Source organism: Octadecabacter dasysiphoniae, from assembly GCF_021532615.1.
GTDB lineage: Bacteria > Pseudomonadota > Alphaproteobacteria > Rhodobacterales > Rhodobacteraceae > Octadecabacter > Octadecabacter dasysiphoniae.
In genome coordinates this window covers 1042248-1066483 of record NZ_JAKGAQ010000001.1, presented here as the reverse complement: position 1 = coordinate 1066483, position 24236 = coordinate 1042248, and the positions used below count along the sequence as shown (strand labels likewise).

The 24236-nt window shown below is 56.7% G+C and carries 23 protein-coding genes; 10 read left to right on the top strand and 13 right to left on the bottom strand.

Features of this window, described 5'->3' with window-relative positions:
- Positions 1-9: 9 nt before the first annotated feature.
- Both L0664_RS05190 and L0664_RS05185 read right to left on the bottom strand, forming a co-directional pair.
- Positions 10-213 carry a hypothetical protein gene (locus L0664_RS05190; protein WP_235224555.1) on the bottom strand — a complete coding sequence of 68 codons (204 nt, stop codon included), beginning with the start codon at positions 211-213 and terminating at the stop codon, positions 10-12.
- A 111-nt stretch (positions 214-324) separates the two neighbouring features.
- Complete coding sequence (locus L0664_RS05185; RefSeq protein ID WP_235224554.1) at positions 325-582, bottom strand: hypothetical protein; 258 nt, start codon at positions 580-582, stop codon at positions 325-327.
- Positions 583-734: 152 nt separating this feature from the next.
- Between L0664_RS05185 and L0664_RS05180 the strand changes: the two genes are divergently transcribed.
- On the top strand, positions 735-902 hold the full coding sequence (locus tag L0664_RS05180) for a hypothetical protein (protein ID WP_235224553.1): 168 nt from the start codon (positions 735-737) through the stop codon (positions 900-902).
- A gap of 27 nt (positions 903-929) precedes the next feature.
- Positions 930-1109, top strand: a complete 180-nt coding sequence (locus L0664_RS05175) for a hypothetical protein (RefSeq protein ID WP_235224552.1) — start codon at positions 930-932, stop codon at positions 1107-1109.
- A gap of 2 nt (positions 1110-1111) precedes the next feature.
- Here the strand turns inward: L0664_RS05175 and L0664_RS05170 are convergent, their stop codons facing one another.
- Positions 1112-2356: a sarcosine oxidase subunit beta family protein gene (locus L0664_RS05170; RefSeq protein ID WP_235224551.1), complete on the bottom strand. Its 1245-nt coding sequence runs from the start codon at positions 2354-2356 to the stop codon at positions 1112-1114.
- Between the two features lie 174 nt (positions 2357-2530).
- Between L0664_RS05170 and ccmI the strand changes: the two genes are divergently transcribed.
- Genes ccmI through L0664_RS05155 form a run of 3 tightly spaced genes read left to right on the top strand, consistent with a single transcriptional unit; the run spans position 2531 to position 4457 of the window.
- On the top strand, positions 2531-3748 hold the full coding sequence (ccmI, locus tag L0664_RS05165; RefSeq protein ID WP_235224550.1) for a c-type cytochrome biogenesis protein CcmI: 1218 nt from the start codon (positions 2531-2533) through the stop codon (positions 3746-3748).
- The gene (gene ruvX / locus L0664_RS05160) at positions 3745-4221 is read left to right on the top strand and encodes a Holliday junction resolvase RuvX (protein ID WP_235224549.1); all 477 of its coding nucleotides are present in this window, start codon (positions 3745-3747) and stop codon (positions 4219-4221) included. The genes ccmI and ruvX overlap by 4 nt, the downstream gene beginning before the upstream one ends.
- On the top strand, positions 4218-4457 hold the full coding sequence (locus L0664_RS05155) for a DUF1289 domain-containing protein (RefSeq protein WP_235224548.1): 240 nt from the start codon (positions 4218-4220) through the stop codon (positions 4455-4457). The genes ruvX and L0664_RS05155 overlap by 4 nt, the downstream gene beginning before the upstream one ends.
- Here the strand turns inward: L0664_RS05155 and L0664_RS05150 are convergent.
- The 10 genes from L0664_RS05150 to L0664_RS05105 form a co-directional block, all read right to left on the bottom strand.
- Positions 4454-5200, bottom strand: a complete 747-nt coding sequence (locus L0664_RS05150) for a hypothetical protein (protein ID WP_235224547.1) — start codon at positions 5198-5200, stop codon at positions 4454-4456. The genes L0664_RS05155 and L0664_RS05150 overlap by 4 nt on opposite strands.
- Positions 5193-6011, bottom strand: a complete 819-nt coding sequence (locus tag L0664_RS05145; protein WP_235224546.1) for a sulfite exporter TauE/SafE family protein — start codon at positions 6009-6011, stop codon at positions 5193-5195. The genes L0664_RS05150 and L0664_RS05145 overlap by 8 nt, the downstream gene beginning before the upstream one ends.
- A gap of 57 nt (positions 6012-6068) precedes the next feature.
- Complete coding sequence (gene dusA / locus L0664_RS05140) at positions 6069-7079, bottom strand: tRNA dihydrouridine(20/20a) synthase DusA (protein ID WP_336247098.1); 1011 nt, start codon at positions 7077-7079, stop codon at positions 6069-6071.
- A 192-nt stretch (positions 7080-7271) separates the two neighbouring features.
- Entirely contained in the window at positions 7272-7574 is a 303-nt protein-coding gene (locus tag L0664_RS05135; protein ID WP_268821590.1) for a glutathione S-transferase family protein, read from the bottom strand.
- 224 nt (positions 7575-7798) lie between these two features.
- A complete protein-coding gene (locus L0664_RS05130; RefSeq protein ID WP_235224543.1) occupies positions 7799-9091 on the bottom strand; it encodes an arylsulfotransferase family protein in 1293 nt (430 codons plus the stop codon).
- 11 nt (positions 9092-9102) lie between these two features.
- Positions 9103-10578: a sulfotransferase gene (locus L0664_RS05125; RefSeq protein WP_235224542.1), complete on the bottom strand. Its 1476-nt coding sequence runs from the start codon at positions 10576-10578 to the stop codon at positions 9103-9105.
- Complete coding sequence (locus L0664_RS05120; RefSeq protein WP_235224541.1) at positions 10575-10829, bottom strand: hypothetical protein; 255 nt, start codon at positions 10827-10829, stop codon at positions 10575-10577. Before L0664_RS05120 ends, L0664_RS05125 begins: the two co-directional genes overlap by 4 nt.
- Positions 10830-11288: 459 nt before the next feature.
- Positions 11289-12452: a DUF4185 domain-containing protein gene (locus L0664_RS05115; protein WP_235224540.1), complete on the bottom strand. Its 1164-nt coding sequence runs from the start codon at positions 12450-12452 to the stop codon at positions 11289-11291.
- A gap of 174 nt (positions 12453-12626) precedes the next feature.
- Positions 12627-14177 carry a protein O-mannosyl-transferase family gene (locus L0664_RS05110; RefSeq protein WP_235224539.1) on the bottom strand — a complete coding sequence of 517 codons (1551 nt, stop codon included), beginning with the start codon at positions 14175-14177 and terminating at the stop codon, positions 12627-12629.
- A 43-nt stretch (positions 14178-14220) separates the two neighbouring features.
- Positions 14221-16092: an AsmA family protein gene (locus L0664_RS05105; RefSeq protein WP_235224538.1), complete on the bottom strand. Its 1872-nt coding sequence runs from the start codon at positions 16090-16092 to the stop codon at positions 14221-14223.
- A gap of 531 nt (positions 16093-16623) precedes the next feature.
- Here L0664_RS05105 and L0664_RS05100 point away from each other — a divergent pair.
- From L0664_RS05100 to mdoH, 5 genes are all read left to right on the top strand, one after another.
- Entirely contained in the window at positions 16624-18177 is a 1554-nt protein-coding gene (locus tag L0664_RS05100; RefSeq protein ID WP_235224537.1) for a UbiA family prenyltransferase, read from the top strand.
- Complete coding sequence (locus L0664_RS05095) at positions 18171-18353, top strand: hypothetical protein (protein WP_235224536.1); 183 nt, start codon at positions 18171-18173, stop codon at positions 18351-18353. Before L0664_RS05100 ends, L0664_RS05095 begins: the two co-directional genes overlap by 7 nt.
- Before the next feature lie 248 nt (positions 18354-18601).
- Complete coding sequence (locus L0664_RS05090) at positions 18602-20152, top strand: hypothetical protein (RefSeq protein WP_235224535.1); 1551 nt, start codon at positions 18602-18604, stop codon at positions 20150-20152.
- Between the two features lie 510 nt (positions 20153-20662).
- Positions 20663-22192, top strand: a complete 1530-nt coding sequence (locus L0664_RS05085; protein WP_235224534.1) for an OpgD/OpgG family glucan biosynthesis protein — start codon at positions 20663-20665, stop codon at positions 22190-22192.
- Positions 22180-24066, top strand: coding sequence for a glucans biosynthesis glucosyltransferase MdoH (gene mdoH / locus L0664_RS05080; protein WP_235224533.1), 1887 nt, complete (start codon positions 22180-22182; stop codon positions 24064-24066). Before L0664_RS05085 ends, mdoH begins: the two co-directional genes overlap by 13 nt.
- Positions 24067-24236 lie beyond the last annotated feature (170 nt).

The following is a 24236-nucleotide window of genomic DNA, read 5'->3' as shown; positions in this document are numbered from 1 at the left end:
ATGAGGGTTTTAGAAGTTTGGGTAAACGATCGTGCGATCAGGGCTGAGCCTCTCACCGCCGTGCGGGACACCCGTGATTGCGACGACAAGGAACGTCGCGACGACCCACATCCCGACAGAGCCGGACAAAAACCCACCGAGCTTGCCACGGTGGCGAAAGGTCCATGCGCTGACGTCGGTCGTGCTGGGAAGTCGGGAAATAAAGGTGTCCATCGGGTACTCACACAGGCTGCTTGATCTGCACAAAGACCTATGTGCAGACGGGCGAGGGTCAACCCCCGCCCATCCAGAATTGCCGTCAGAATGCTACGTGAGTGGTCGGTCTTATTCCGTTGGCGCCGGAACGGCAGGCGCTGTTTCAATCGCTGGGTCAGCCATTGGCGCAGTTGCGTCAGGCACGGCAACGCTTGGATCTTGGTCAAGCGGAACACCCGCCCCGCCAAAGACCGCATACAGCACGACGAGCAAGATAACCGTGCCCACAAGGATAAATCCAACGCCACCCGCGCCGGACCCTTGGTCGCCCACAGGGATACGGTGTGACCGATCCGGTGCCGGCTTTGAGAAGTCGTAATCAGCCATTTCAAGTCCTCCTGTTTAGGTGAGAACACCGTCGCAGGTTGAGCCAAGAACGGAACATAAGCGGAAAACGCCGGAGCGTTTGGGCGAGAGGTGGCCAGACACGCCCGTTCAGGTCGGCTTGAATCTGCCAAGAGAGTGCCCATATCGGAGTTATGGACTGGATCATCATCCTCACCGCGATTTTGGGTGCGCTCGGCGTTTTGTGGGCGTTGCGCGACTATTTTACCGGCAGCACAATTGTCGACGAAAGAGACCCGACCGCGCCCCAGACCGAAGCAGAGCGCGACGCGATCCGCGCACGCGATCAAACCCGAAAGTAGATGCGTTAGTTGAGCGCGAACCCAAGCATGATTCCGATTGCTGGCATTATTTTGTTGGCATGGCTGATCTATATCGTCGTGGGAACGCGCCACATCAACGCCGCCAACGTCCAGTGCGACCACCGCCCCAACACCCCCGATACGGGGCACGACAAGGCCGAAATCGCGCGCAGTTCTATGTCTGGCATGATGGGACGCGACCGATAGCATTAATGCGCGACCCCGGCCGCGACGCTCTCGTCGATGAACTTTCCTTCGCGGAATCGGAACATCGAAAATTCGTCCGTCAGCGGTGACGCGCCTTTGGCCATCAGCTCGGCCATGGCGAAACCAGAACCCGGAATCGCCTTGAACCCGCCCGTGCCCCAGCCGCAGTTTACGAAGACGCCGTCGATTGGCGTTTTTGACAGGATGGGGGATCGATCCCCCGTCACATCCACGATCCCGCCCCACTGGCGCAGCATTTTCAAGCGGCTCAGCATTGGGAATGTCTCAACCAATGCGCGCACAGTTTCTTCGACGTGGTGGAACGACCCGCGCTGGGTGTAATTGTTGTAGCTGTCCGTGCCGCCGCCGATCACCATCTCGCCCTTGTCGGACTGGCTCAGATATCCGTGCACCGTGTTCGCCATCACGACGATATCCATGCAGGGTTTGATCGGCTCAGACACCAGTGCCTGCAAAGCGACCGATTCAATCGGCAATCTGAACCCTGCCATATCCGCCAAATGCGACGCATGGCCTGCAACGACCATCCCCAATTTATCGCAATCAATCGCGCCTTTGGTGGTGTCCACACCGACGACCTTGCCGCCTTCACTGCGCACGCCGGTCACTTCGCACTGCTGGATAATATCCATACCCATGTCGCTGCACGCCCGCGCATAGCCCCACGCCACCGCATCGTGGCGCGCCGTGCCGCCGCGCGCCTGCCACAAGCCACCCAGCACCGGATAACGTGGCCCATCGATGTTCATGATCGGGCAGAGTTCTTTTACCCGTGCGGGGTTGATCCATTCCGTCGTGACACCTTGCAACGCATTTGCATGGGCCGTGCGTTGATAGCCGCGCACCTCATGGTGGGTTTGGGCCAACATGATAACACCGCGGGGTGAAAACATCACGTTGTAGTTCAAATCCTGGCTCATCGTTTCGTACAAGGACCGCGACTTTTCATAAATCGCCGCTGACGGGTCTTGTAGGTAGTTGGATCGGATGATGGTCGTGTTGCGCCCCGTATTGCCACCGCCAAGCCAGCCCTTTTCGATCACCGCCACATTGGTGATCCCGTAATGCGTGCCCAGATGCCACGCCGTGGCCAATCCGTGCCCGCCCGCGCCGACAATGATCGCGTCATATTTCTTCTTCGGCGTTGGGTTGCGCCAGTGGCGTTCCCAGCCGGAATGATACCGCGTGGCCTCACGGGCGATGGCAAAAGCAGAAAAGCGGCGCATGACAATATCCCCTGAGGTCGCGAAAGGCTTGCGGCAATGTTTGATCCAGCCGCGCGAAAACGTCCACCTCAGCGCGGCACTTAGGCGTCAATTTCCGACACCGCGCACAATGGTCGCAGCATCGCGCACGATTGTCCCTTTTGCGCGCCTGCCCGAACGACTACATCTTCCCCCATGAGCACTGAATTTATCATTTTTGCGCTGATCGCACTGGCCCTTACGGTCTTTGCCGTTATCGCCGTTATGACCCCGCTGTGGCGCGGGCGCGGCGATGATGCATCCGAGAGCACGGACATCGACATTTACCGCGATCAACTGTCCGAAGTGGACCGCGACCTTGCGCGCGGCGTCCTTGACCCCGCCGAGGCGGATCGCACCCGCACCGAGATTTCCCGCCGCCTGCTGACTGCTGATGCAGACGCACGCGCCCAAAGCAGCGACGCGCCCCGTGGGCTGAGCCGCGGTGTTGCGGCCGTTTTGGCCATCGCGCTGCTGGCCGGCACTGGCGCGCTTTATGTGACGCTTGGCGCGCCCGGGTACGGCGATGTTCCCCGCGCCGACCGTATCGCCGCGGGCCAAGAACGGCGCGAAAACCGCCCCCTCCAGCTTGAGGCAGAGGCGATCACCCCGATTGCGGACACCATCGATCAATTTGATCAACAAACCCGTGACCTGATCCAGACGCGCCGCGTTACTGTGTTCGAACAGCCCCAAAACATCGACGCATGGACGATCCTTGTGCAAACAGAGGCCGCAATCGGCCAGTTCCAACGCGCCACCCGCGCGCAGGAACGTGTTGTTGCGCTCAAGGGCGACAGCGCGGGTCTTGACGATTTTGGTCAGCTTCTTGATCTGATGGTTGCATCGACCCAAGGCTATGTCTCACCCGAGGCTGAAACCGTCGCGCTGACCATCCTGCAAGACGACCCCGACAACATCCCCGCAATCTATTACGCGGGTCTGATGTACGCCCAGAATGACCGTCCCGATCGCGCATTTGGCCTGTGGCGCCGCGTGATTGAGGAAGGCGACGCAGGGACAATCCACTACGAATTCGCCGCCGGACAAATCGAAAGCGTCGCCGCACAGCTTGGCATGGATTACGTCCTGCCAGACCGTCGCGGCCCATCCATGGATGATATCGACGCCGCACAAGACATGGCCCCCGAAGACCGCCAAGCGATGATTGAGGGTATGGTCGGCCAGCTTGCGGACCGTTTGGCAACAGAAGGCGGACCACCGCAAGACTGGGCGCGCCTGATTTCCGCCCTTGCCGTGCTGGGCGAAGACGACACTGCACGCACCGTTCTGGCAGAGGCCGAGTTGATCTTTGGCGGCGACGTGCAGGCCGTCACCATTCTGCGCCGCGCTGCTGAGGACGCCGGATTGTGATTTATGAAGACGTGACAGATTTCGCCGCCGCCCTGCCCGCCTATGCGCCGCTTGCGGGTCTGGATTTGGGCACCAAAACCATCGGTGTGGCTGTGTCTGATGGGGGGCTGTCGATTGCATCCCCTCTCGAAACCATCAAACGCACAAAATTCGGCGCGGATGCGGCGCGGTTGTTCGAAATCACGGCCCACCGTCAGGTTGCTGGCATCGTTCTGGGCCTGCCGCGCAACATGGACGGGTCAGAAGGCCCGCGCGCGCAATCCACCCGCGCCTTTGCGCGCAACCTTGAACGCCTGACGGACCTGCCCATCACGTATTGGGACGAACGCCTGTCCACAGTGGCCGCCGAACGTGCCCTGCTTGAGGCCGATACATCCCGCGCACGTCGCGCCGAAGTCATTGATAACATTGCCGCCAGCTACATCCTGCAAGGTCTGCTGGATCGGTTGCGCAACATCAGGGGCACACCATGACCGACAACACGGACCACATCTGGAAGCGCGGCGAAATCGAAAGCCCCTGCATCAAAATCTGCGTGATCGAACCAACATCGCGCCTATGCACGGGCTGTTTGCGCAGCATTGATGAAATCGGCATCTGGTCGCAATTGTCCGCGGATGCGCGCCGGGCTGTGATGGATGATCTGCCAAATCGCGCAAAACTGATCACCAAACGCCGTGGGGGCCGCGCTGCACGCCTTAAGGGTTAGCCGTTCAGCCAGTCTTCGGGGTGGCGACACTCGGGCCTGAAATAGGCCACCATGCGCCCTTCTTTTGGCGCGCGCATCCCGTCGCGCCACGGGGCCACACCGTGCACGGCAAAGCGGTCAAGCAAAACCGATTGCCCCACCCCCATCTGCACGTCCACAGGTTCACAGTCTTCCAAAACCCGCGCCCGCGTGGCCTTGTAAATATCGGTCACGTCCGCACCGATAGGATCACCCGCCCCAATCGCTGCGCGCAACGCGTCCCGCATCATCGTGTGGCTGCCCCGCCAAACCACCAGCGGACAGGCATCGCTGTCGTTCAGCGGCAGTCCGAGAATGAAACTGTGCGGCTCGCGCACGATGCGCCGCCCGCCCTCAAGGTGCAGCCCGTCCACGTGTGCCGCACAGCGTACCACCCGAAATCGATGCGCGGCCTCGCTCTCATCCGGGTCACGCTTGGGATATCCGGGATAGACAACTGATATTTGCGCGCGGTGCCAGACGTCGGGCGCATCCACCTGCCCTGCCCAAGGTCCGGCCAAATCGGCATCGTCGACGGCCCCGTCCGGTCCATTGCCCAAGGCATCAACCCCCACAAACCAAGTGCTGCCGTGGCGCAACCATTTACGCCGTTCAACAGGATCGCGGGTGATCGCGCAGGCGGCCTCATGGGCGCGCGTGGCCCAACGGGTCACGCGCGGATCGTCGTCGAAGACGACGACACCGTCCTGTTCCAAGTCAGGCAAACATCACCTTACGCAGCATATTCAACGCCACGAGGATCAAAAACAGCCCGAATACCTTTTTCAGCGGTTTCGGGTCCATCCGGTGCGCGATCGCAGCGCCCCAAGGGGCTGTGATCAATGTCATGCAAACGACCACGCCAAAGGCCCCGAAATTCACAGCACCCACCGTCAGCGGTGGCGCAACGTCAATATCCGCAAACAAAAACCCGATGACAGAGGGCACTGCGATGATCACGCCGTACCCACTTGCCGTGGCAACCGCGCGGTGGATCGGAACCCCGAACAGCGTCATCGTCGGCACGCCGAACGATCCGCCGCCAATGCCCATCAACACCGACAAAAACCCGATTACGGGCGATCCGATAGCGCGAAACGCCCCCTTTGGCATCACATCACCCAGCCGCCAATCGGCCCGCCCGAACGCCATATAAAGCCCGATAAACATGCCCAATCCGCCGAACAATGCCTGCAACACGCTTGAACGCAGCTGCGTCGCAACCGCGACCCCGATAATCGCGCCAATCACAATTCCAACGCCCCAGCCGCGCAGAATGTCCCATTCTACCGCGCCCTTTTTGTTGTGCGAATTCAGCGACCGCAGCGATGTCACAATGATCGTTGCCAGCGACGTGCCAAGGCAAATCTGCATCAGCTGCGGGCTGTCATATCCCAACGCGCTGAACGCATAGAAAAACGCAGGCACCAACACGATGCCGCCCCCGACGCCCAAAAGCCCCGCAAGAACACCAGCAAAGGCCCCGATCACCATCAAAAGCCCGATCAGGGGCACAAGAACAGACATTTCAGGCATTGGTGCACTCCGGTTTGGTGCGCCAGCTTTGCCTTGAATTGGCCTGCACAACAACCCTTAGGCTGCGGCTTGTTCCAGTGCTGCCAACGCGTCCTCTACCACGGACCAGCCGGCACCGGCGCGGTGGCCGTGTTCGGACAAATGGCGCCGCCAATGCCGTGCACCGGGCTGGCCAGCAAACAACCCCAACATATGCTTGGTCACCTGTGACAGCTTCGGCTGCATTTTTCCTAAATCGTCGGCCAGATGCGCCTCGATATAGGCGCGCATCGACAGGACCAGTTGCACCGGATCAGGCCCGACATCTTCGCCCCAGATCACCGCATCAGCCCGCTGCAAAATATCGACCGGGTTGTGATAGGCGGCCCGCCCGATCATCACCCCGTCCAGTCCCGCATCCAAAAGGTCACGCGCTTGTTCCAAGGTGGAAACACCCCCGTTGATCGAAATATGCAAATGCGGGAACAGCTGCTTCATTTCGAACACAAGATCATAATTCAACGGCGGCACATCACGGTTTTCTTTGGGCGACAGCCCTTGCAGCCATGCCTTGCGCGCATGGATCGTCACACGCTCCACGCCCGCCGCCACAATCTGCGACAGGAATTCCGGCAAGGTTTCTTCTACGTTTTGGTCATCCACCCCGATACGGCATTTCACTGTCACATCAACAGGTTGCGCGGCGATCATCGCGCGACAACAGGCCGCCACCAACGCCGGATCTTCCATCAACACCGCGCCAAATGCGCCCGATTGCACCCGATCAGACGGGCACCCGCAGTTGAGGTTAATTTCCGCATAGCCCTCATCAGCGCCTATGACAGCCGCTTTCGCAAGCTCCGCAGGATCAGACCCGCCCAGCTGCAACGCCACGGGCTGTTCGGCAGGATCAAAGCGCAACAAATGCCGCGCCCCGCCACGCACCAAGGCAGGCGATGTGACCATCTCCGTATACAGCAACGCGCGCTTGGACAGCAGCCGGTGCAAATAGCGGCAATGCCGATCCGTCCAGTCCATCATCGGGGCGATGGACAAACGGGCCGCGCTCGATAGGTTTATATTTGTAATATTTTCAATAACTTAAAAACCCTTTTTGGCACGAAGATTCCAAAGAATGTCTCGCATATTGTAGCCCACTTAAACATTGCGCCCTACCCGGGAAGGACACGCGGTCAAACCGAGCAGACCAAAACCTATGTCATACGTCCGAGGCCGTAAACTTACATCAGACGAAACCAGCTTCAAGGCGCAAGTCGGACGTTAGATATTGCTCCAAAGCCCGCGTAGCTCGGGCCAATGCACCTCACCGCTTGCGCGTTGTGCTTGCGCGATAGACTCTCGAATGAAATCTGAAACGGCAGTGGTGTCGTTTAGCCTCGTTTGAATCATACTCAACCAAGTCCCGACAGCCGGAAAGGCATCTTCCCATAGTCCGGCAAAGCTCAGTCTTTCAATTCTGTCAAAGTAGCAGGCAAGCGCCAGATCAGCGAGACCGAAGGTTGGTCCTGATACCCGCTCACCTTCATTTAGATCAGCGCTCATCTCGCTAAACGTGCGATGCAGGTGCCGCAGCGCAGGCGTTTGAGCGGACCGACGGTTCGCTTACGCGACGACGGTCTGTTTCGAAACAACTCTAGCGAAATTCTGCAACGCCGCGACTGTCTGATTTTACGTTACATGCAAAACCTTCAACACTTGAGCGATTTTTGAGCGAGGTGTTCCCGCCACACAGATGTTCGCCACCCGTCAAATCCCCCCTCAGTCCGTCCTGTGGGGGGCGATCAAGCTTACTGCGCGTCTGAAACATCAAGGCAATTAGGTGGCCCCCTGTCAAAAAAATCCTCGGGGATGTGACGCGCTTCGGTGATGATTAAGTTGCTCGTGTCATCCCAAACCATGTCACGTGTCCAGACGATGCGGCCTTCGGGGCCGACTTCCAGGACCCTGCCATGTTCAGCGTTCGTCAGAAGAATGTTACCGTTTGGCAGGTACTGGTGCTTGCCACGCCGCCACGTGTAAAACGGAACATCCTCGCTTCCTGAAAATTCAACCGACATTTCACCGGTTTGCGGGTCGATCCGCCGGATCAAGGATCTGTCAGAACCCGTTGCATTGTCGAAAACCGTAATCGTCCCGTCGGCGTGAAAATCCGGATCGTGTTGTTTCAGCCAAGGTCCGTGCTGCCACCATCGCAATATACCGGTTTGCGGATCGACAACTGCGACAAGGTTCAATTCCCGCAGGCTGAACAACAAATCCCCCGCCTCGAACATGGGAAAGGCGTCCGCCATTTCGGGACGCAGCATTTCAACGTCGTTGGGATGAAATGGATCATACAAATACGTTAGCCCCTCATCTGCTTCGTTGGGCTCGATCGTGCGTATTTCAAAGATGGCACGTTGTTCACCGTCGTTTGCCGGAACAATGTCGCGAACGATGCTGACACGCGCGGTTTGTTCGCCAGTGTCTTCGTCAAGGCGCACCATATCATCGCCCTCCCACGTCCAAAGAGCGCCATCGCCGGTGCGTGTGATCGAATGGTGAAAGATCCCGTTCACGCTCCACATCGTTTCACCGCAGGCATCGACCCTTGCAATGGCTTGGCCTGTGTCAAATGTTGTTACAACGGACCCATCCTCAAACACCTCCATTCCGTGCAACATCACGTTTTGCGGCGGGGTGACGGGATCAAAGTTGTCATATTTGATCGGCCAGCGATGAACCTCTGCACCGGATGCATCAAACAAGTGCACAACATGTTCCGACGTGTCCTGATCATCGCTTAGACCGGCAATCAGGATGTAACCCGGTTGCTGTTGCGCACCGTCAGACAGCGCATATCCCCGATCGGGCGACACATCGCCCGTGTCGTTGGGCGGCACCAGATGGCGAGTCGGTTCAAGACCCAGATCGTTTTTCCAGTTGGTCGAGACATCCAAGTACGTCCGGTGCGCAAGGCCAATCTGTGGCGCGGGAAACCATCCCCACCAGGAAGATACAATGCCATACACCATGGCGATAAAGGTTATGGAAATCAAAAAACCGCCAAAAAATAAGCGGTCGGATAACGACTTTTTCACAGGCTCAATCCTTACTTTGAAAATGTGGTGTTTATTGTGCGGTGGCGTAAATCCATATGCAGATCATCGGCACGGCACAGCAGTGCGGAAGGTACATCGGTCACATCAGGCACCGGTCCAGGCGCGCGGAACATGCTGGCCTTGGCGGTCAGTGCGGTTTGATCATCAAGACCCATCGCATCCGCAAGATCCGGCAAAGTTCGGCGCGGATCAGCACACAGAGCATCATGATCGACAAAAGTGACAGCAGGCCCGGCCGTGGCCAACACATGTTCGTAGGCGGCGATCCAGTAGGTCAGCCAAAACTCGGCGCTGTCTGCCATTTTCAAATCGGTCGGTGTCGCGTCAAATCCGATGGGACGCAGCGCTTGCCCGAATTCCAAATGACCGATCCCTTCCATGTAGCGGCGCGCAAAAGGTTCACGCCCATGAAGATCGCTGAACCGTTTATGTTGACGCAAAAGGGACCGGACCTGCGCACGCGGGTTGCGGATGGGCACAATAATGGTCGCATCCGGAAACAAGCGTTCGATCAGGCCAAGACGGGCGATATTGGCGTTGTTCTTGGACAAATACCGAGTGGCCCCTGGTTTGGTCGCCACGATCTTGGCCATGTGTGTGCGAAAGAACGCCTCGAACTCTGGGTTGTCTTCGTCCGTGGTCCAAGGTGTGATCTGGGTCTTTCCGAAATGCTCTGGCCAGAAGGCTGCCCAAACCATTTCCTCGAACGCCTCGGGGCTGTCAAACCCGACTTCGATACCATCACCATGCGCGCGTTCGGATTTTTCGCCCGCTTTGCGGAACGCACCAGACAGCCCGCCCCACAGCAGCGGCGCCATCGTAAAGGGCATGTGCCGATAAGTGGCCGACGCAAACTGTGGCAAGCCTGCAAGCGTTTCGAGCATGATTGTCGTGCCGGCACGCGGCAGCGATGTCACAAAAACCGGACGCTTTGCATGATCCTTATTGAAGCGTCGCTTGAAGACCGCACTTTCGAAATCGCCAAGGCTGCGCTGGCGACGCGGTGAGGCAAAGGCGAAATCGTGCAGTGCAATATCAAACTTGTTATAAGGAACATCGTCACGCGCATCCGTGTTGGACGCAGGCACGCGATTGATCCAGTCAAGGCCGACCCAGACGGCAACCGCAACGGCGGATGACCCAAGGATAAAGGGCCACCCGATCGCAATCGCAATTGTGCGGTCCAGTGCATACAGGCCCAAAGCAGAACCGCCCCAGATCAGCAGGGTAGACGCGCCAAACGCGGCAAATCCAATCGCGGCAATCCAGAAAAAGCGGCCAAGCAATTTCACAGACGCACGCCGCATTTGCGTCTCTTTGTCCGCATCAGACACATCGGTGTTGGCCATCACACCAATTGCGTCTTGCGTCGTCTCAATCACCTCACCGGCAACTTGGGCCGCGTTAAGGACGCGCAGCACCACGATGAAGGCCAACAGCCCCATCATCAATGCGGCAACGCTCATTTGCGCGGCTCGTCGTTTCGCGGGTCTTTTGCTGACGTTTTACCGGCCCCCACCAAGCGTTTGATCGGATACCAAACGAAGCCGACGACCGCGAGGATCAGTGCAGCGAACAAAGCCAGCATCGTTCCGATTGCGGTAAGACCGGCCCCCGGACCAACGTAGGCCTGCGCTGTTACAGGCAAAATTGCGATACAAATGCCAAAGACAAGCGCCGTAACATATCGTCGGGTTGGATGTTGTATTGGTTTCATATCCGGCTCCTTGGGGTTGATGAGCGAGGAGACCTTGAGACGGCATACGAACGTCACGCGGCTCCGTAATGGCCTGTCAAATTTAAGAGTTTCCCGGGGTGCGGCCAAGCCGCATGGTGAAAGATGGCGAAAGCCTGCCGCCACAAAAAGCAGCAAACGGGGTCGGTTGTTCAGCTTTTGTTTTGCCGCCACGCCCGCCGATAGGTTCAAGGGCTTGGATCAATGAACCGCGCAGGTGACGATGCGTTCGCTTCGCCCAAAAGGCGAACGCGTAAAGCATTGCAAACGTTATAAAATGATCAACGCTCTGTGTTGAAACGGTTGTTTCAATCAGGGACCTAGCCCCCGCAACAGATCAGGTCTGGTGCTAAAATCGGGCCACGCTTTCCATTCGAAAGCGGCAAAACCAATGCGCAAAACACTGCCGAAAGCGCGCGCGATTAACGCGCAGTGCTACAATTACTCTGTCGGTGGGGATGAAGACACCGTGGTTTCTTGTGCTGCGAGCGTGTCAGGGGCAAGTCGGGTTTTCATCAGAAACACATTATAAAGAGGCTTCCAACGCGACATTGTAAAATAAAGCTCACCATCGATGTCACCGCCCGGCACGATATAGGGCGCATAAAGGCCCGGGTAGTCACGGCTGTCGGCGACGATCTGCATATCGCTCCATGGTCCGGTCAAGTCAGGTGCGTGGCGCAAAACAACCGCCCGCATGTTTGGCTCATAATACATCATCAACCAGCGCTTGTTCGCCTCGCTCCATTCGACGGACAGCTCTCCGATGGACGGGGGCACGATATTGGTCGCAGCGGATATTTTGGGCACCCAGTTCGCGCCATCCCAGTATTCGTAGGATGCGGGGTCAAAAATTGCGTCCGGTATGACGCGACCCAACTTTGCACCGCCAAATCGCCCTTGCGGAATACCGACGACGTAGATCCAGCCGCCCTCTTGCACATAAGACACCTGCTCAAACCCGGTTCCCGCTGGCCACACCGCTGATGTGGAACGCGTCCAAGTCTGCCCATCGTCCTGTGATGACGCAAGGCCGGAGCGGCGAACATACCATTTGTCATCCTCGCCCCAAGCGCGCACCGACATGTAATGCATCACCATCTGTCCCGCGGCTGAAACAGCATTCGTGGGGATCACGGTCCATTCAATTCCCGGAACCCGCGACGCGCGCACCAGTTCGGCAGCGGTGCCGTCATTGGCCTCGGTCATGGAAGCAAATGAAAACCCGTTTCTGGGATCAGGATCAGCAATCCGCGCCAGAACGTTGCTGCGCCAATCGCCACCATCGGGCCCGTATGTGTCACCGAACATCATATAAAGGTCGTCATTGTGCATGAACATATGGCCCAGATCGGTGCCGTATACGTTCCAGCGATCTGCGGTCGCATTCGTCGATGCGGCACCAGTCAGCTGGCTCACCACCTCGGCCATACCCACCCGAAGATCGGGCATAGCAGGGATCGCATCCTCAACCATCGGCGTTGCAAACATCAACGCATTGGGCACGCGTTGCCCAACCGCAATACCACGCGTTTCGGATCGCATATTGGCGCAGGTCGCCAGCGAAACCAAAAGGATCAAACAGATATAAATCTTCTTGAGCATTGACAGTCTGCCCTCCCATGACGGAGTTCCAACGGGTGCTCTCGTCAGAGGGTTGCAGGGCAACGCCCAACTCAAGCATAAGCAGATTCTGACCTATATTAGATGCATAATAAAGCAATTTTTCGCGCATTTCCGTAACGTCGAGAATTCTGGCTGGACAGGCTAAAAGGCGCATCAATTTTCACTGTCACGCTGGCCCGCCGTCCCGGCGCCTGCCCCTTCTTCACACAAAAAAGCATAGGCGGGCCAAAGTGTTCCGGCCGGTTGTTCAACTGGCAGGGTCCGGCAAATAAGGTCGGGATGACGGTGCTCGATCCATTGCAAAAGCTGTTCACCATCAGTGGGAATGACAATACCACCAACCGGATCGCGTTTCGCGATCTCGGCCTCGGTGCGCCATGTCACACGATACGCCGCCGGTTTTGGCACTTCGCCCAGCAACTCGTGATACAGCGTCGCCATCCGCAAACCGTAGGTCATCGACACAACCGGATCATCCACCGGTGACTGCGCAACAACCACCTCAAGTGTCTCGATCAAGTCTGGAAAGATCGGTTCGCGCGCCGATAAATACCCGCCCATTTCAATTGCGCGGACCACACCGACACCAACTAGAACGACACCGATCCCCAATCGCAGCCTTGGCCAGTGACTAAGCCACCAACCGACCGCCGCAAGCGCACCAATCAGCAGCGGTCCCAACACGGGAAGGTGAAAGGCACGAATGTCATATGCCCCATACCAAAGCATGAAGGGCGTAAACGCGAGGCCCATCCCCAGTATTAACGCCAATCCGTTCCATTTCGCGTCACGACGACGCCACCCCATCGCGAAGGCCAAAAACCCTGCGATGATGATCGGGGCCGACATCCGATAATGTGCAAATTCCAAAGTATTGAGCAAAATTTCCGTCGTCTGGGTGGACCCAAGGCCAGCCCCGTAAAGATCGCCGAAATACGTTCCTGCGATGTAGTTCACGAGTTCTGCGGCGGTCGGGGGCAGCGGAAGATATTCCGAATAGGCCGTGCTGGGGGAATGCGTGACCCACGCCAGATAAAGGTACTGGCTGGCCCCTGCCATGATCAGCAACACCACCGGCAGGACAATCCGTGGGCGCAACAGAATGCGCAAATGCAAACCGGTGATCACCAAAAAGACCGGCACCAGCATGATCATCATCAAGTGGTTCCCGAACGACAGCGCATAAACGCCACAAGCTGCGATGAAAAACGCTGGCGATTTTGTTTCTATGAACCGTAGCAGCAGAAAACCGACCGACAGAATAAACGCAAGCGCAAGCGGATAGACCTCTGCCTCGGTTGATTGCACAGCCATCAATCCCGCACTGCCCAAAAGCATGGCCGCGGCCACACCAAAGACCGCGCTGCGCGTCAGCCGCGCAACGATCACAAATGCCATCATATTCGCGATTGCCCCCGGCACCGAAGCCATCACAAACGTCATCACCTGCCAAGGTTCCCATGGCAGCTCAAGCGTGCGCACAAGCGCCCCGAGCGCCAGAATAAGGGGGTAACCCGGCCCATGAACCAGAATGGACGTGTGACCCAATGTCTGGAATTTGGCCGAGTCTCCGGCATTGAGCATCCCGCCCAACCCCGGAAAAAGACAATAGCCATAAAAAACGAGCCAGAAGATCAGCACGCTCGCGGCAATTAACGCAGTACGCAAATGCACGCGGGTTGGGGAAAAAACACTAATTTGCATGGAGTGATAATCTGCCTACATGACGTCGGTCTGAGAAAAGCTGTTATTCGTTTTCAACGTTTGGATCCGGGTCATGATCGACCCATGCCGTTGCTACATTTGGAACACCCGGCGCAACGACAGGCGCAAATACCGTGCCACCAACCCCGAACGGCAATTCAACAAGCGCGTCCAAGGACTGCGTCCCTGTTTCTTCGGGCGATGGCAAAAGAACGATATTGCCGCCAACATTCATCGTGCCTTCGGCCAGTTCGACCTCGCCCAGCATATCGATACCGAACTGATCACCGAAGATTTCAACGTGTGAAACGCTGGCGGTTCCTTGCGCAAGGTCCACGCGCGCGTTCAATTGGTCGAACGGCGTGCGTCCGGCGGTCGGTATCAACGGCCCCTTATCCTCGGTCATGAATTCACGACCCCTGCGCAATGTTTCCAACGTAGCAACCAGATCCGCACCCACCAGACTTCCGTCCTTAAGTTGTGCCGTAACGGACCCGTTCAAACTGTCCAGCATCTGACCAATCGCGTTGCCATTGGCGGTCACATCGAAAGCACCGTTCATCGTTCCATCCGGCATTTGCGCGGTGCCGATCAACGGAGGTGGTCCCAAACTTGCCAAAAATTCGCTGATCGCGCCAACAGAAATGGAATCGACGTGACCAAAAGCCATTAATCTGACCTGTTCACCGGTGCGATGATCAAGCGTGACCGCCGCATGCATCTGGCCAAGTCCTTCGATGTCCCCCGTCGCTTTGAACGACGTGGTTTCGTCGTCCACAACAAGTGCAACTGCCGCTGTGTCCTGCAGCGGCGTTTCATGGGCTGTGGTGCCCCACCCCAAAGCGATATCCATATCAAGACCGTCAAGCCAAGCCATCGTCACGGGGATGTCGACCCAGCGGCCATCGTCCATGTTTTTGGCATCCGCAACAAAAGCAGCCACCGCGTCTGGCAACTCAAGCAACTGCGCAATCACCGGCCGGCCCTCGGCGCGCGCGCGCATATGGCCTTCCATTTCCACTCTACCAAACGAAAAGGCAGCGTCGGTGATAGAAACCGCGTGCGGTCTTACCGAGAAATTTCCTTCGGCAGTTATTGAGCCTAACCCCTGCCCCGGAAAACCAAACGTCGCAGCGAACTGCCGCACGTACGCGGCGATGTCGTATGGCAACCTCGGATTGGCCACTGCATCATCGGCGTGTTCTACATCTTGGCGTCGACCAAACCGGACATTCAGTTTGGCATACGTCCCCACATCCGAAACGAACCCGCGCAGATCATCCACTTGCAAACCAATGCGCACATGTCGCGACCCCACAAACACCCCGCCTTGCATCGCAACTGCATTCGTCGCCGCATCTGTGCTTAACCGTAAGTTGATGTCGGATACCTGGCGCGCACCCGCCGCATCACGTAAATGCAGTGTGCCATCAATCACGACGACATCACCGAGCCGGCGTATTTGTTCGGGCAACGCATTGCGGTCAAAAACTGACGCGGCAGGCGCGACAAAGGGCGCGTCTGGGACCTGCAAATCGATGTGGGGCTGCACAAGCACAAGCTCCGCAATTTCAACGCGACCCAACAACAACGGAAGTATCCTCAGCGGTGCGACAACCGCGTCGGCGGTCACAATTGGGGAGCCGTCAACATCACCGACAGCAACAAACGCCGGATCAGACACAATGACGCGAAATCCCGGCGCGACAGACGCGTCAGCATCGGCGCGCAACCTGAACGCCCCGCCGGTCCAACGCCCAATCTGTTCATTAACCTTTGCATGAATAAGCTTGTCCGAAACCAAAGCGGGAGCGACAAAATACGTACCAACTCCGATCACAGCCGCGGCAATTGCCAAGTTCAGCCCACAACGCCGAATGAACGACATTCGCTTAAATCCGGTAAGAAATTGCATTTTTGTTTCCTTACTTTCTTGCGTCCCTGCGGCAATCAAAAGCCGCTCTAGGACCTTTGAACGACCATGCGGGCACCAATTCGGGTCGTCCCAAATGTGTCGTTTACGTCTTAAGCAAAACCTCTTCTTTTCCCCTTTGGGCAAAGCAGTCGCGCCGTAAATCAGCGTAACCGACTTGATGCCAAAATCCTGAAAAGGGTGCACCAAACCCAAAATATTTACTATTTTTCGCCAAGCACATCGCCCAATTTGGCGCTTTCTTGCCAGACTGGATGGCGCGCATAAAACGCGCTCGCATCAAAATGATTGTGCCGTCACTCAGTATCAAGCGCCTCTGCACGCGTACCGACCGCTGGCTAAAACGTAGTGATTGCGATGCCCTCCATTAGGCCAATTCATCAGTCACGCCCCAGGTCTGCCGCCGCTATCGGTGCCCAAAATCTAGGTCCGACAGGACCTTCACTACACCCTGCCCGTGCCGATTCTGGGCTGGGTATGACTGAAAAACAGGAACCAACGAAGGGCCAAGACATGACGCACAAAGCAATAATCGGTCCACTTCAGGGATCTTTGGCAGGTGTCATTGACAAAAATATTGGCGCAAGCGGCCGACAAGACAGGTCCGACCGGTGCGCAAATTATACCAACCCTGACGATCTGGACATGGATGCGAACGTGCCACTGATCGTCGATCTTGACGGCACCCTTCTGCGATCCGACCTTTTGATTGAAGCAGCCTTTCGCCGTCTGGGGGATAATCCGACCGCTATTTTCGGAATGCTGCGGGCGCTAAAATCAGGAAAGGCCGCGCTTAAACACTTTCTTTGCGATAACACAGATTGTTCGCCCGCAACGCTGCCATATGATGAAACAGTTCTTAACATCCTTCACCGAGCCCGTAAGGCAGGACGCAAAATCTATCTGGCTTCCGCGTCCCACGAAACATTCGTAAGCGCGATTTCCGCACATCTTGGCATTTTTGATGGTCATTTCGCCACGACGTTATCGGTTAATCTGTCCGGTCGGAACAAGGCGCAATGCCTAATAGACAACTTCGGGTCCGGCAATTTCGATTACATCGGCAATGATACGGCGGATCTACCGGTTTGGAAGGTCGCACGCCTGCCGATTGCGATCCGAACCCCGCGCGCCGTGGCGGCTAAATTGCGCACGATGGCCCCGGACGCGGTATTTCTGGACCACAAACGGACCACTTTGAAAAGCTGGCGCAAGCAACTGAGGGTGCATCAATACGCAAAGAACGCACTCGTATTTCTGCCCATGTTTGCCGCCCATATGTTTGACCTCGCTAGCCTTTTTACGGCCACCCTCGCGGCGCTGGCATTTTGTTTTGCAGCCTCTGCCTGCTACATCCTGAACGACCTCGTCGATCTGCGGGAAGATCGCGGCCATCGCTCAAAAAAGGACCGCCCCCTAGCACGCGGCGACATCCCCGTGATCCATGCGGTCATGGCCGTGCCAATACTATTGGGGCTGGCGACCATCGTGTCGCTTTCCATCTCGCTCGCCTTCGCGGGGACTCTCGCGATTTATTTTGTGTTAACAACATTCTACACGTTACACCTCAAGCGGATTTTGCTGGTTGATGTCCTGACCCTTGCGGGGCTTTACACCATTCGGATGCTCGGAGGCGCAATCGCGCTCGATATTGATTTGTCGTCATGGCTTGTGGTCTTTTCGCTGTCGATCTTCGTGTCTCTGGCCCTGATGAAACGGTTTGTAGAGCTTGCCGCACTTGTGGATTCAAAAAAGCCCTCGCCGTCCAATCGCGGTTATGAAAACGCTGATCTTACCATGTTGGCAGCCCTATCCGCGGCGGCCGGTTTCAATGCGGTGACAGTATTGGCGCTCTATGTTTCAGGTTTTTCCGTCAGCACTCTTTATACGCGCCCCGACCTTTTGCTGTTCGCCTGCCCGATCCTGACCTACTGGATCGGGCGCGCGCTTATCCTCGCGCAGCGCCGCCAGATGCAGGACGATCCCATCGTCTTTGCAATCAAAGACCCGATGAGCCGCGCAAGCGGTTTGGCGATGTTGGGCGTCTTTGTGGCCGCATCATGGTAGCGATGATGCAATACGTCGCAGACGGCCACCCGTTCGTGCGCTACGCGATGTCGGCAGCGGTGTCGGTTGTCGCCAATATAGTCGCGCAGCAAGCAACTGTTCTTGGTCTAGGAATTGGCTATGTCGTCAAATTCCAACTTGATCGCCGCCACGTTTTTCAAGGCGCAACGGTGTGAAAGACCGGGGCGGTTGGGGCCGATATCCCCGACAGATCGGTGCGATTGCAATTCCGCATGCGGTTACACAACGCGGTCTCGCACTCCGGACGAGCAGTTCAAATATCGCTTATGTCTCACGCACATGGCGGCTGATCATGGGCCTCATTAGTGCCCTGCCCAAACCTGTCTTCAAACGCTGGAAATTCTAGAGGTCGCGTATGCAAAGCCCGCTCAACACTCGATCAGCTATTGCCGTTACGGTTATCTTGACCGTCCTGATCTGCTCCGCACTTCTTATCCTTCCGGGCGCAACGGCAACGTCGCGATATTTCAACGATTTACTGATATTTCTGGATGGCGGATACCGTGTTGTCGAAGGTCAGGTCCCGAACCGTGATTTTCACACAGCACTCGGGCCATTGTCGTTCTACATTCCGGGCTTTGGCTATTGGCTAACGGGTAATCTTGGCCTCGCGATGCCTGTTGGACTGACCGCGCTGATGGCCGTCACGGCGCCCATTATGATCCATGTCCTTGGCACGCGGGTCAGACCGTTAATTGCGATACCTTGGGCCATTTTTATGCTGTTGTTGATGATCACACCGATGAACACGGGTGAAATCGTCATGAATATCTCTTTTGCGATGTTCTATAACCGGGTCGGTTGGGCGCTTATCGGGCTGCTGTTGATTATGCATTTGCGACCGCACACCCCAGCGCGCCACCAAATCAGCCGCGATACGTTGGCCGCTTCACTACTGACCCTGATCCTGCTGTATACAAAGGCAACCTATGGCGTCGTCGCCCTCGGGTTTCTGGTTCTGGTACTGTTGCAACCGATCCAACGCCGCTGGGCGGCTTTGACCCTGATCACCGTAGCCCTTTCCGGTGCCGTACTAGAGGTGTTTTGGGGCGGTACGCGAATGCACATTGATGATCTGCTCGTCGCATCAAACGTCAGCGGCGTGCTTCCGCTGCGCGACTATGTTGTCTCAGCGATGGAAACATCCGGTGAATACATCATGTTCCTCAGCCTTGCTGCCCTCGCCCTTTGGCAAAAGGGCCGATTTACCGATTTTCTGTTTTACGGGTTCTGCATTTGCGCAGGATACGCCCTGCTGATCCAGAATTTTCAGGTGCGTGGTGTGGTCACGCTACTGGCGGGCGGTGTTGTGGCCGCTGAACATCTGTCGCGCCAATGGCGGCAAGGTTTGCCATACGGTGCGGACATGGTCACACGCGGGGCGGCATTGGTCATAATCGTTTTGATGGTCCCGATCGGGCTATCATCTGCCGCAGCCTTGGGGCTGCACGCAACATTGGTTGCAACGGGGGCTGGTATTGCTTTGGACACCCCCAACGGCAAAGATATTCGCGTGGTGAACACCCTTGATAACGGACAATTCAAATTCTACGCCAATTATGCCGCGTCCCTTGAAGAAGGGATCGCATTGCTACAATCGCTTACCCCCGCACCAGACAAAGTGCTGGTCATGGATTTTGTCAGCCCGATGACGTCGCTTGCGGGGCTCAATCCACCAGAAGGTGGAACGGCATGGATGCATGACGGGCGTAACTTCGATGAGGAATACCACTTTTCACCCGAGGCACTGCTGGACGGCGTGGATGTGATTATGGTGCCCCAACGCCCCATCGCCGATACAACGACCGCCCTGATGGAAGACCTTTATGGACCCTACATCAGCAAACACTTTGCGGCTGTGCGCCACACATCACTTTGGCGGGTTTACCGACGTCAGGCGCCGATGGTTTTGCCACCTATGGATCTGTGGAATGCATCGGACATGCCGCGTTAACCCGATCAACACAGTGCACACCATCAAGATAAACGGATTGCCGCGCACAGTTTCGGGCAAATGGTTAATTGTTAGGCGCTCTCTCAAATCGATTGGCAAATTACCGCTTTCGCTCAAGCAGCTGAATTATGCGCGCTTAACGACGCGCCAACGGCCACGCCCCAAAACCTTTCATCCCCTCATAAGCCAACCATAGAACGCCCAAAACGGTTTTGATCTGACATGGCGACGATCTGTAATTCCAACCAGCGCAATCGTCCGCGTCCCGTTGTCGGCCTACGCAACAGATCGTCGGCAAAACATGGCCTATTAACGAAGGCTTAAGGCCTAAAAACATCAGCAATTCCTTGCCGTTCGGGGGCCTCGCATTTTGTTGCATCACGGCTATTCCCTTATGTTTAGGCCAATCTGCTCGACTCTGAATTCAAAAAATACAAACCCCGAAGGCTACGGATTTTTGATCCGCGTGGCACCCGCGACAGCCTGACACATAAGAAGGATGACCACGTTATGATGATCTCAAGACGCGCGCTTTTGGTTGGCCTTGCAACGACAACGGCGACAACCGCATGGGCTGCGGAAAACCTGATCACACAAGAAACTGCGTTCAGCCCAGACTGGCTTTGGGATCACGCACGGACATTGGCGCAGCAGGACTACACACCCAAACCATTGATCCCCGATCCGTGGCAAAACCTGTCCTTTGAAGACTTCAACAAGATACAATTTGATCCCCAGCACGGCATCTGGGCGCAAGACGACACGCCCATGACGATGGATTTGTTTACTGCCGGCCTTTATGCAAAACGCCCCGCCACGATCAACATCGTCGAAGAAGGCATCGCAAAAACCCTCGGGTATGATCTTTCTCTGTTTGAAATCAGGGGCGATCTGCCTGATTTACCCGTCAATGATGCGATGGGCTATTCGGGGTTCCGGTTGCGAACGACGGTAAACACGCCCGACCATTTGGACGAATTTGTCGTGTTTCAGGGGGCCAGTTATTTTCGCGCGGTCGCCAAAGGCCAGGGATACGGTATTTCCGCCCGTGGTCTGGCGCTGCGCACGGGCGATCCAAATGGCGAAGAGTTCCCCGATTTCACGGATTTTTGGGTTGAACGGGCTGCGCCGGGGGAAACTGTCTTTACCGTGCACGCCTTGCTAGATTCACCATCAACCACGGGCGCCTACACCTTCAAAATTTCCGCCGGAATATCGACACGAATTGACGTCACCGCCACGCTGTTCCCACGTGTGGAACTGACCCATGTCGGATTGGGCGCGATGACGTCGATGTTCCTGTTCGATGAAACCAACCGCCACCGTTTCAACGATTTCCGCCCCGGCGTACATGACAGCGACGGCCTATTGATCTGGAACGGCACAGGTGAGCAGATATGGCGCCCGTTGGCCAACCCCAAACAACTCGAGATCAGCGCCTTCACGGATGAAAACCCACGTGGATTTGGCCTTATGCAACGCACGCGAGATCCTGAAAACTTCGCGGATTTGCAAGCTGATTACGAAAAGCGCCCTTCGCTTTGGATCACACCCGAGGCCGATTGGGGCGCGGGTGCAGTGGAACTGGTCGAAATCCCGTCCGACAGAGAAATCTATGACAACACTGTCGCCTACTGGCGGCCCATAGCGCCGCTGCCCGCCGGGTCTGAATACAACTTCGGCTATTCGATGGCATGGGGCGATGAAGCTGCCGGACTTCCCGATCTGGCGCGTGTGATCAATACACGGATCGGTAATGCATTTGATCAAAACGACATAATCGTCGCCATCGATTTTGCCGATCACGCTGTTTTTGGCGAAGACTTGTCAGAAGAAGACCTCTCTAACATCGAAACGGTTATCACCACAGATGTGGGTGTCGTGTCCGAGGGTCGATTGGAGCGCAGCCCCGGCACAGGCGGCGTCCGGCTGTCGTTTCACCTCTCCCCCCAGGACGCGGCGCGGATTGAATTGCGCGCGCAACTGGTCAAACGCGACACCCCAATCAGCGAGGTTTGGCTTTACCGATGGACGGCATAATCCCAACACACAGCGCGGGCCAGATGCCCGTGCCGCGCCCCTTAATGCGACCAATACAGCGTCTTGACCGGTCCTTCACCGATCCCGATGCTTTGGCCACGCCGTCAAACCCGCACACGCTTGGATGGCGCATTGGCGTGTTTTTACCTGCAGTCCTTAGCACCTTGGGCCTTCTTGCCGCGTTTACCCAATGGTTCGCTATGAACGGGTTTTCGTGGTTCGAAGGCGTCGTCGTCGGGCTCATGGTTTTTACATTTTTCTGGATTTCGCTGTCCGTCAGCACGGCCGTCGCGGGTGCCCTGACGGTGCTCAACCCGCGCCCCCGCAAGGCAGTAAGGGGCGCAGCAGAGCCGCTTAATGTGGCCCTTTTAATGCCGATCTACAACGAATTCACATCCGATGTTTTCGGCAATGCGGCCGCAATGATGTCTTCCCTAAAGCACCAAAAATCGCCCCATACCTACACTCTCTTTGTGCTTTCAGACACGCGCGATAACGCAACAGCCGCCAAGGAGTTGCGGGCCTTCCAGACGCTGCGCGTGTCATTTCCGGGTAAGGTTTTTTATCGTCGCAGAGTTGAAAACACAGACTACAAGGTGGGCAATCTAAGCGAATGGATCGAACGCCATGGCGGCGCGTATCCAGCGATGCTGGTGCTGGATGCCGACAGCCTAATGAGCGGCCCAGCGATTGTTGAATTAACCGACGCATTGGCCCGTGAACCCGGGGCCGGGCTGATCCAGTCGTTTCCTATGTTGATCGGCGCACAAACGGTCTTTGGCCGCATGTTACAATTTGCGACCCGCATTTATGGGGCTGCGCCCGCTGCAGGTTTGGCAAAATGGTCAGACGGCGAAGGCAACTTCTGGGGCCACAACGCGATTATCCGGACAAAAGCGTTTGCCAGTTGTGCCGGACTGCCGCGTCTTGCGTCCCGACGCGGTGACACACACCTCATCATGTCCCACGACTTCATAGAGGCTGCGTTGTTGCGGCGCGCGGGTTGGTCCGTGCGCTTCCTCCCCCACATTCAGGGCAGCTATGAGGAAGTGCCCGCGACCCTGATCGACTTTGTGCTGCGTGATCGGCGCTGGTGCCAAGGCAACCTGCAACACATGCGCCTGCTAAGAACCCGCGGCTTTCACGTCGTGTCACGGTTTCATCTGCTGTGCGGGATCATCAGCTATTTGGTGTCACCCGCCTGGTTGATGTTGTTAGTTGTCTGGGCGCTGTTTAGTGGCGGCACGCAAACCAACGCCGTGCGTTACTTCAGCGGCTACGACCCTCAAGTCAACTGGCCCGATCTGGGCGCCGGAAACGGGCTCGTCATACTCGGTTTTGTCTATGCCATGCTTTTGACACCCAAACTCATCGGGGCAATGGTTGCGCCGCGCACCGGCCTAGGGATGCACAGTGTGGGCGGAACCGCACAATATATCGCATCTGTAACCACCGAAATCATACTGTCGATTGCCTATGCACCTATCCTGATGGTCCAACAATCCATTTCGGTGGCACGTAGAACCGTTGGATTTAGCGAAACTTGGAAACCACAACAGCGCCACGGTGGGACGTACTCCATCGCCGCAATGTCCAAATTTCACCTGTTTGAAACTGTTATCGGCGCTCTGCTCGTCACAGGGATCATGCTCGGGGTCGTCACACTTTGGCTTTCGCCGATTGCCGCAAGCCTGTTTCTGGCAATTCCTTTGTCAGCGTTAAGCGGTATGAACCTGAATGCTTACCGCTGGTCCGCCCGCCAGCTTGCCACGCCCGAACACCTCAACCCGCCCGACATCGTAGCCGATGCATTGGCAAAGCGTCGGCAGTTCGCCGCTGTACTGTCACCGTCGCAACCAATCGCCGCTGAATAAAGCGGCAACGCCGGGGTTTTATGGATGCGTAGCCAAACGGCATGTCGCAAAAGAATCTGGCCCTTCGTCCGGTGTTTTCACGATCAATCTTGAAGCGACACAAATCAACTGGATGGATTGCGGCGTTTGAACTCAACTTCGTCTGACCCCTTAGCCTGCAAGGAACCCAT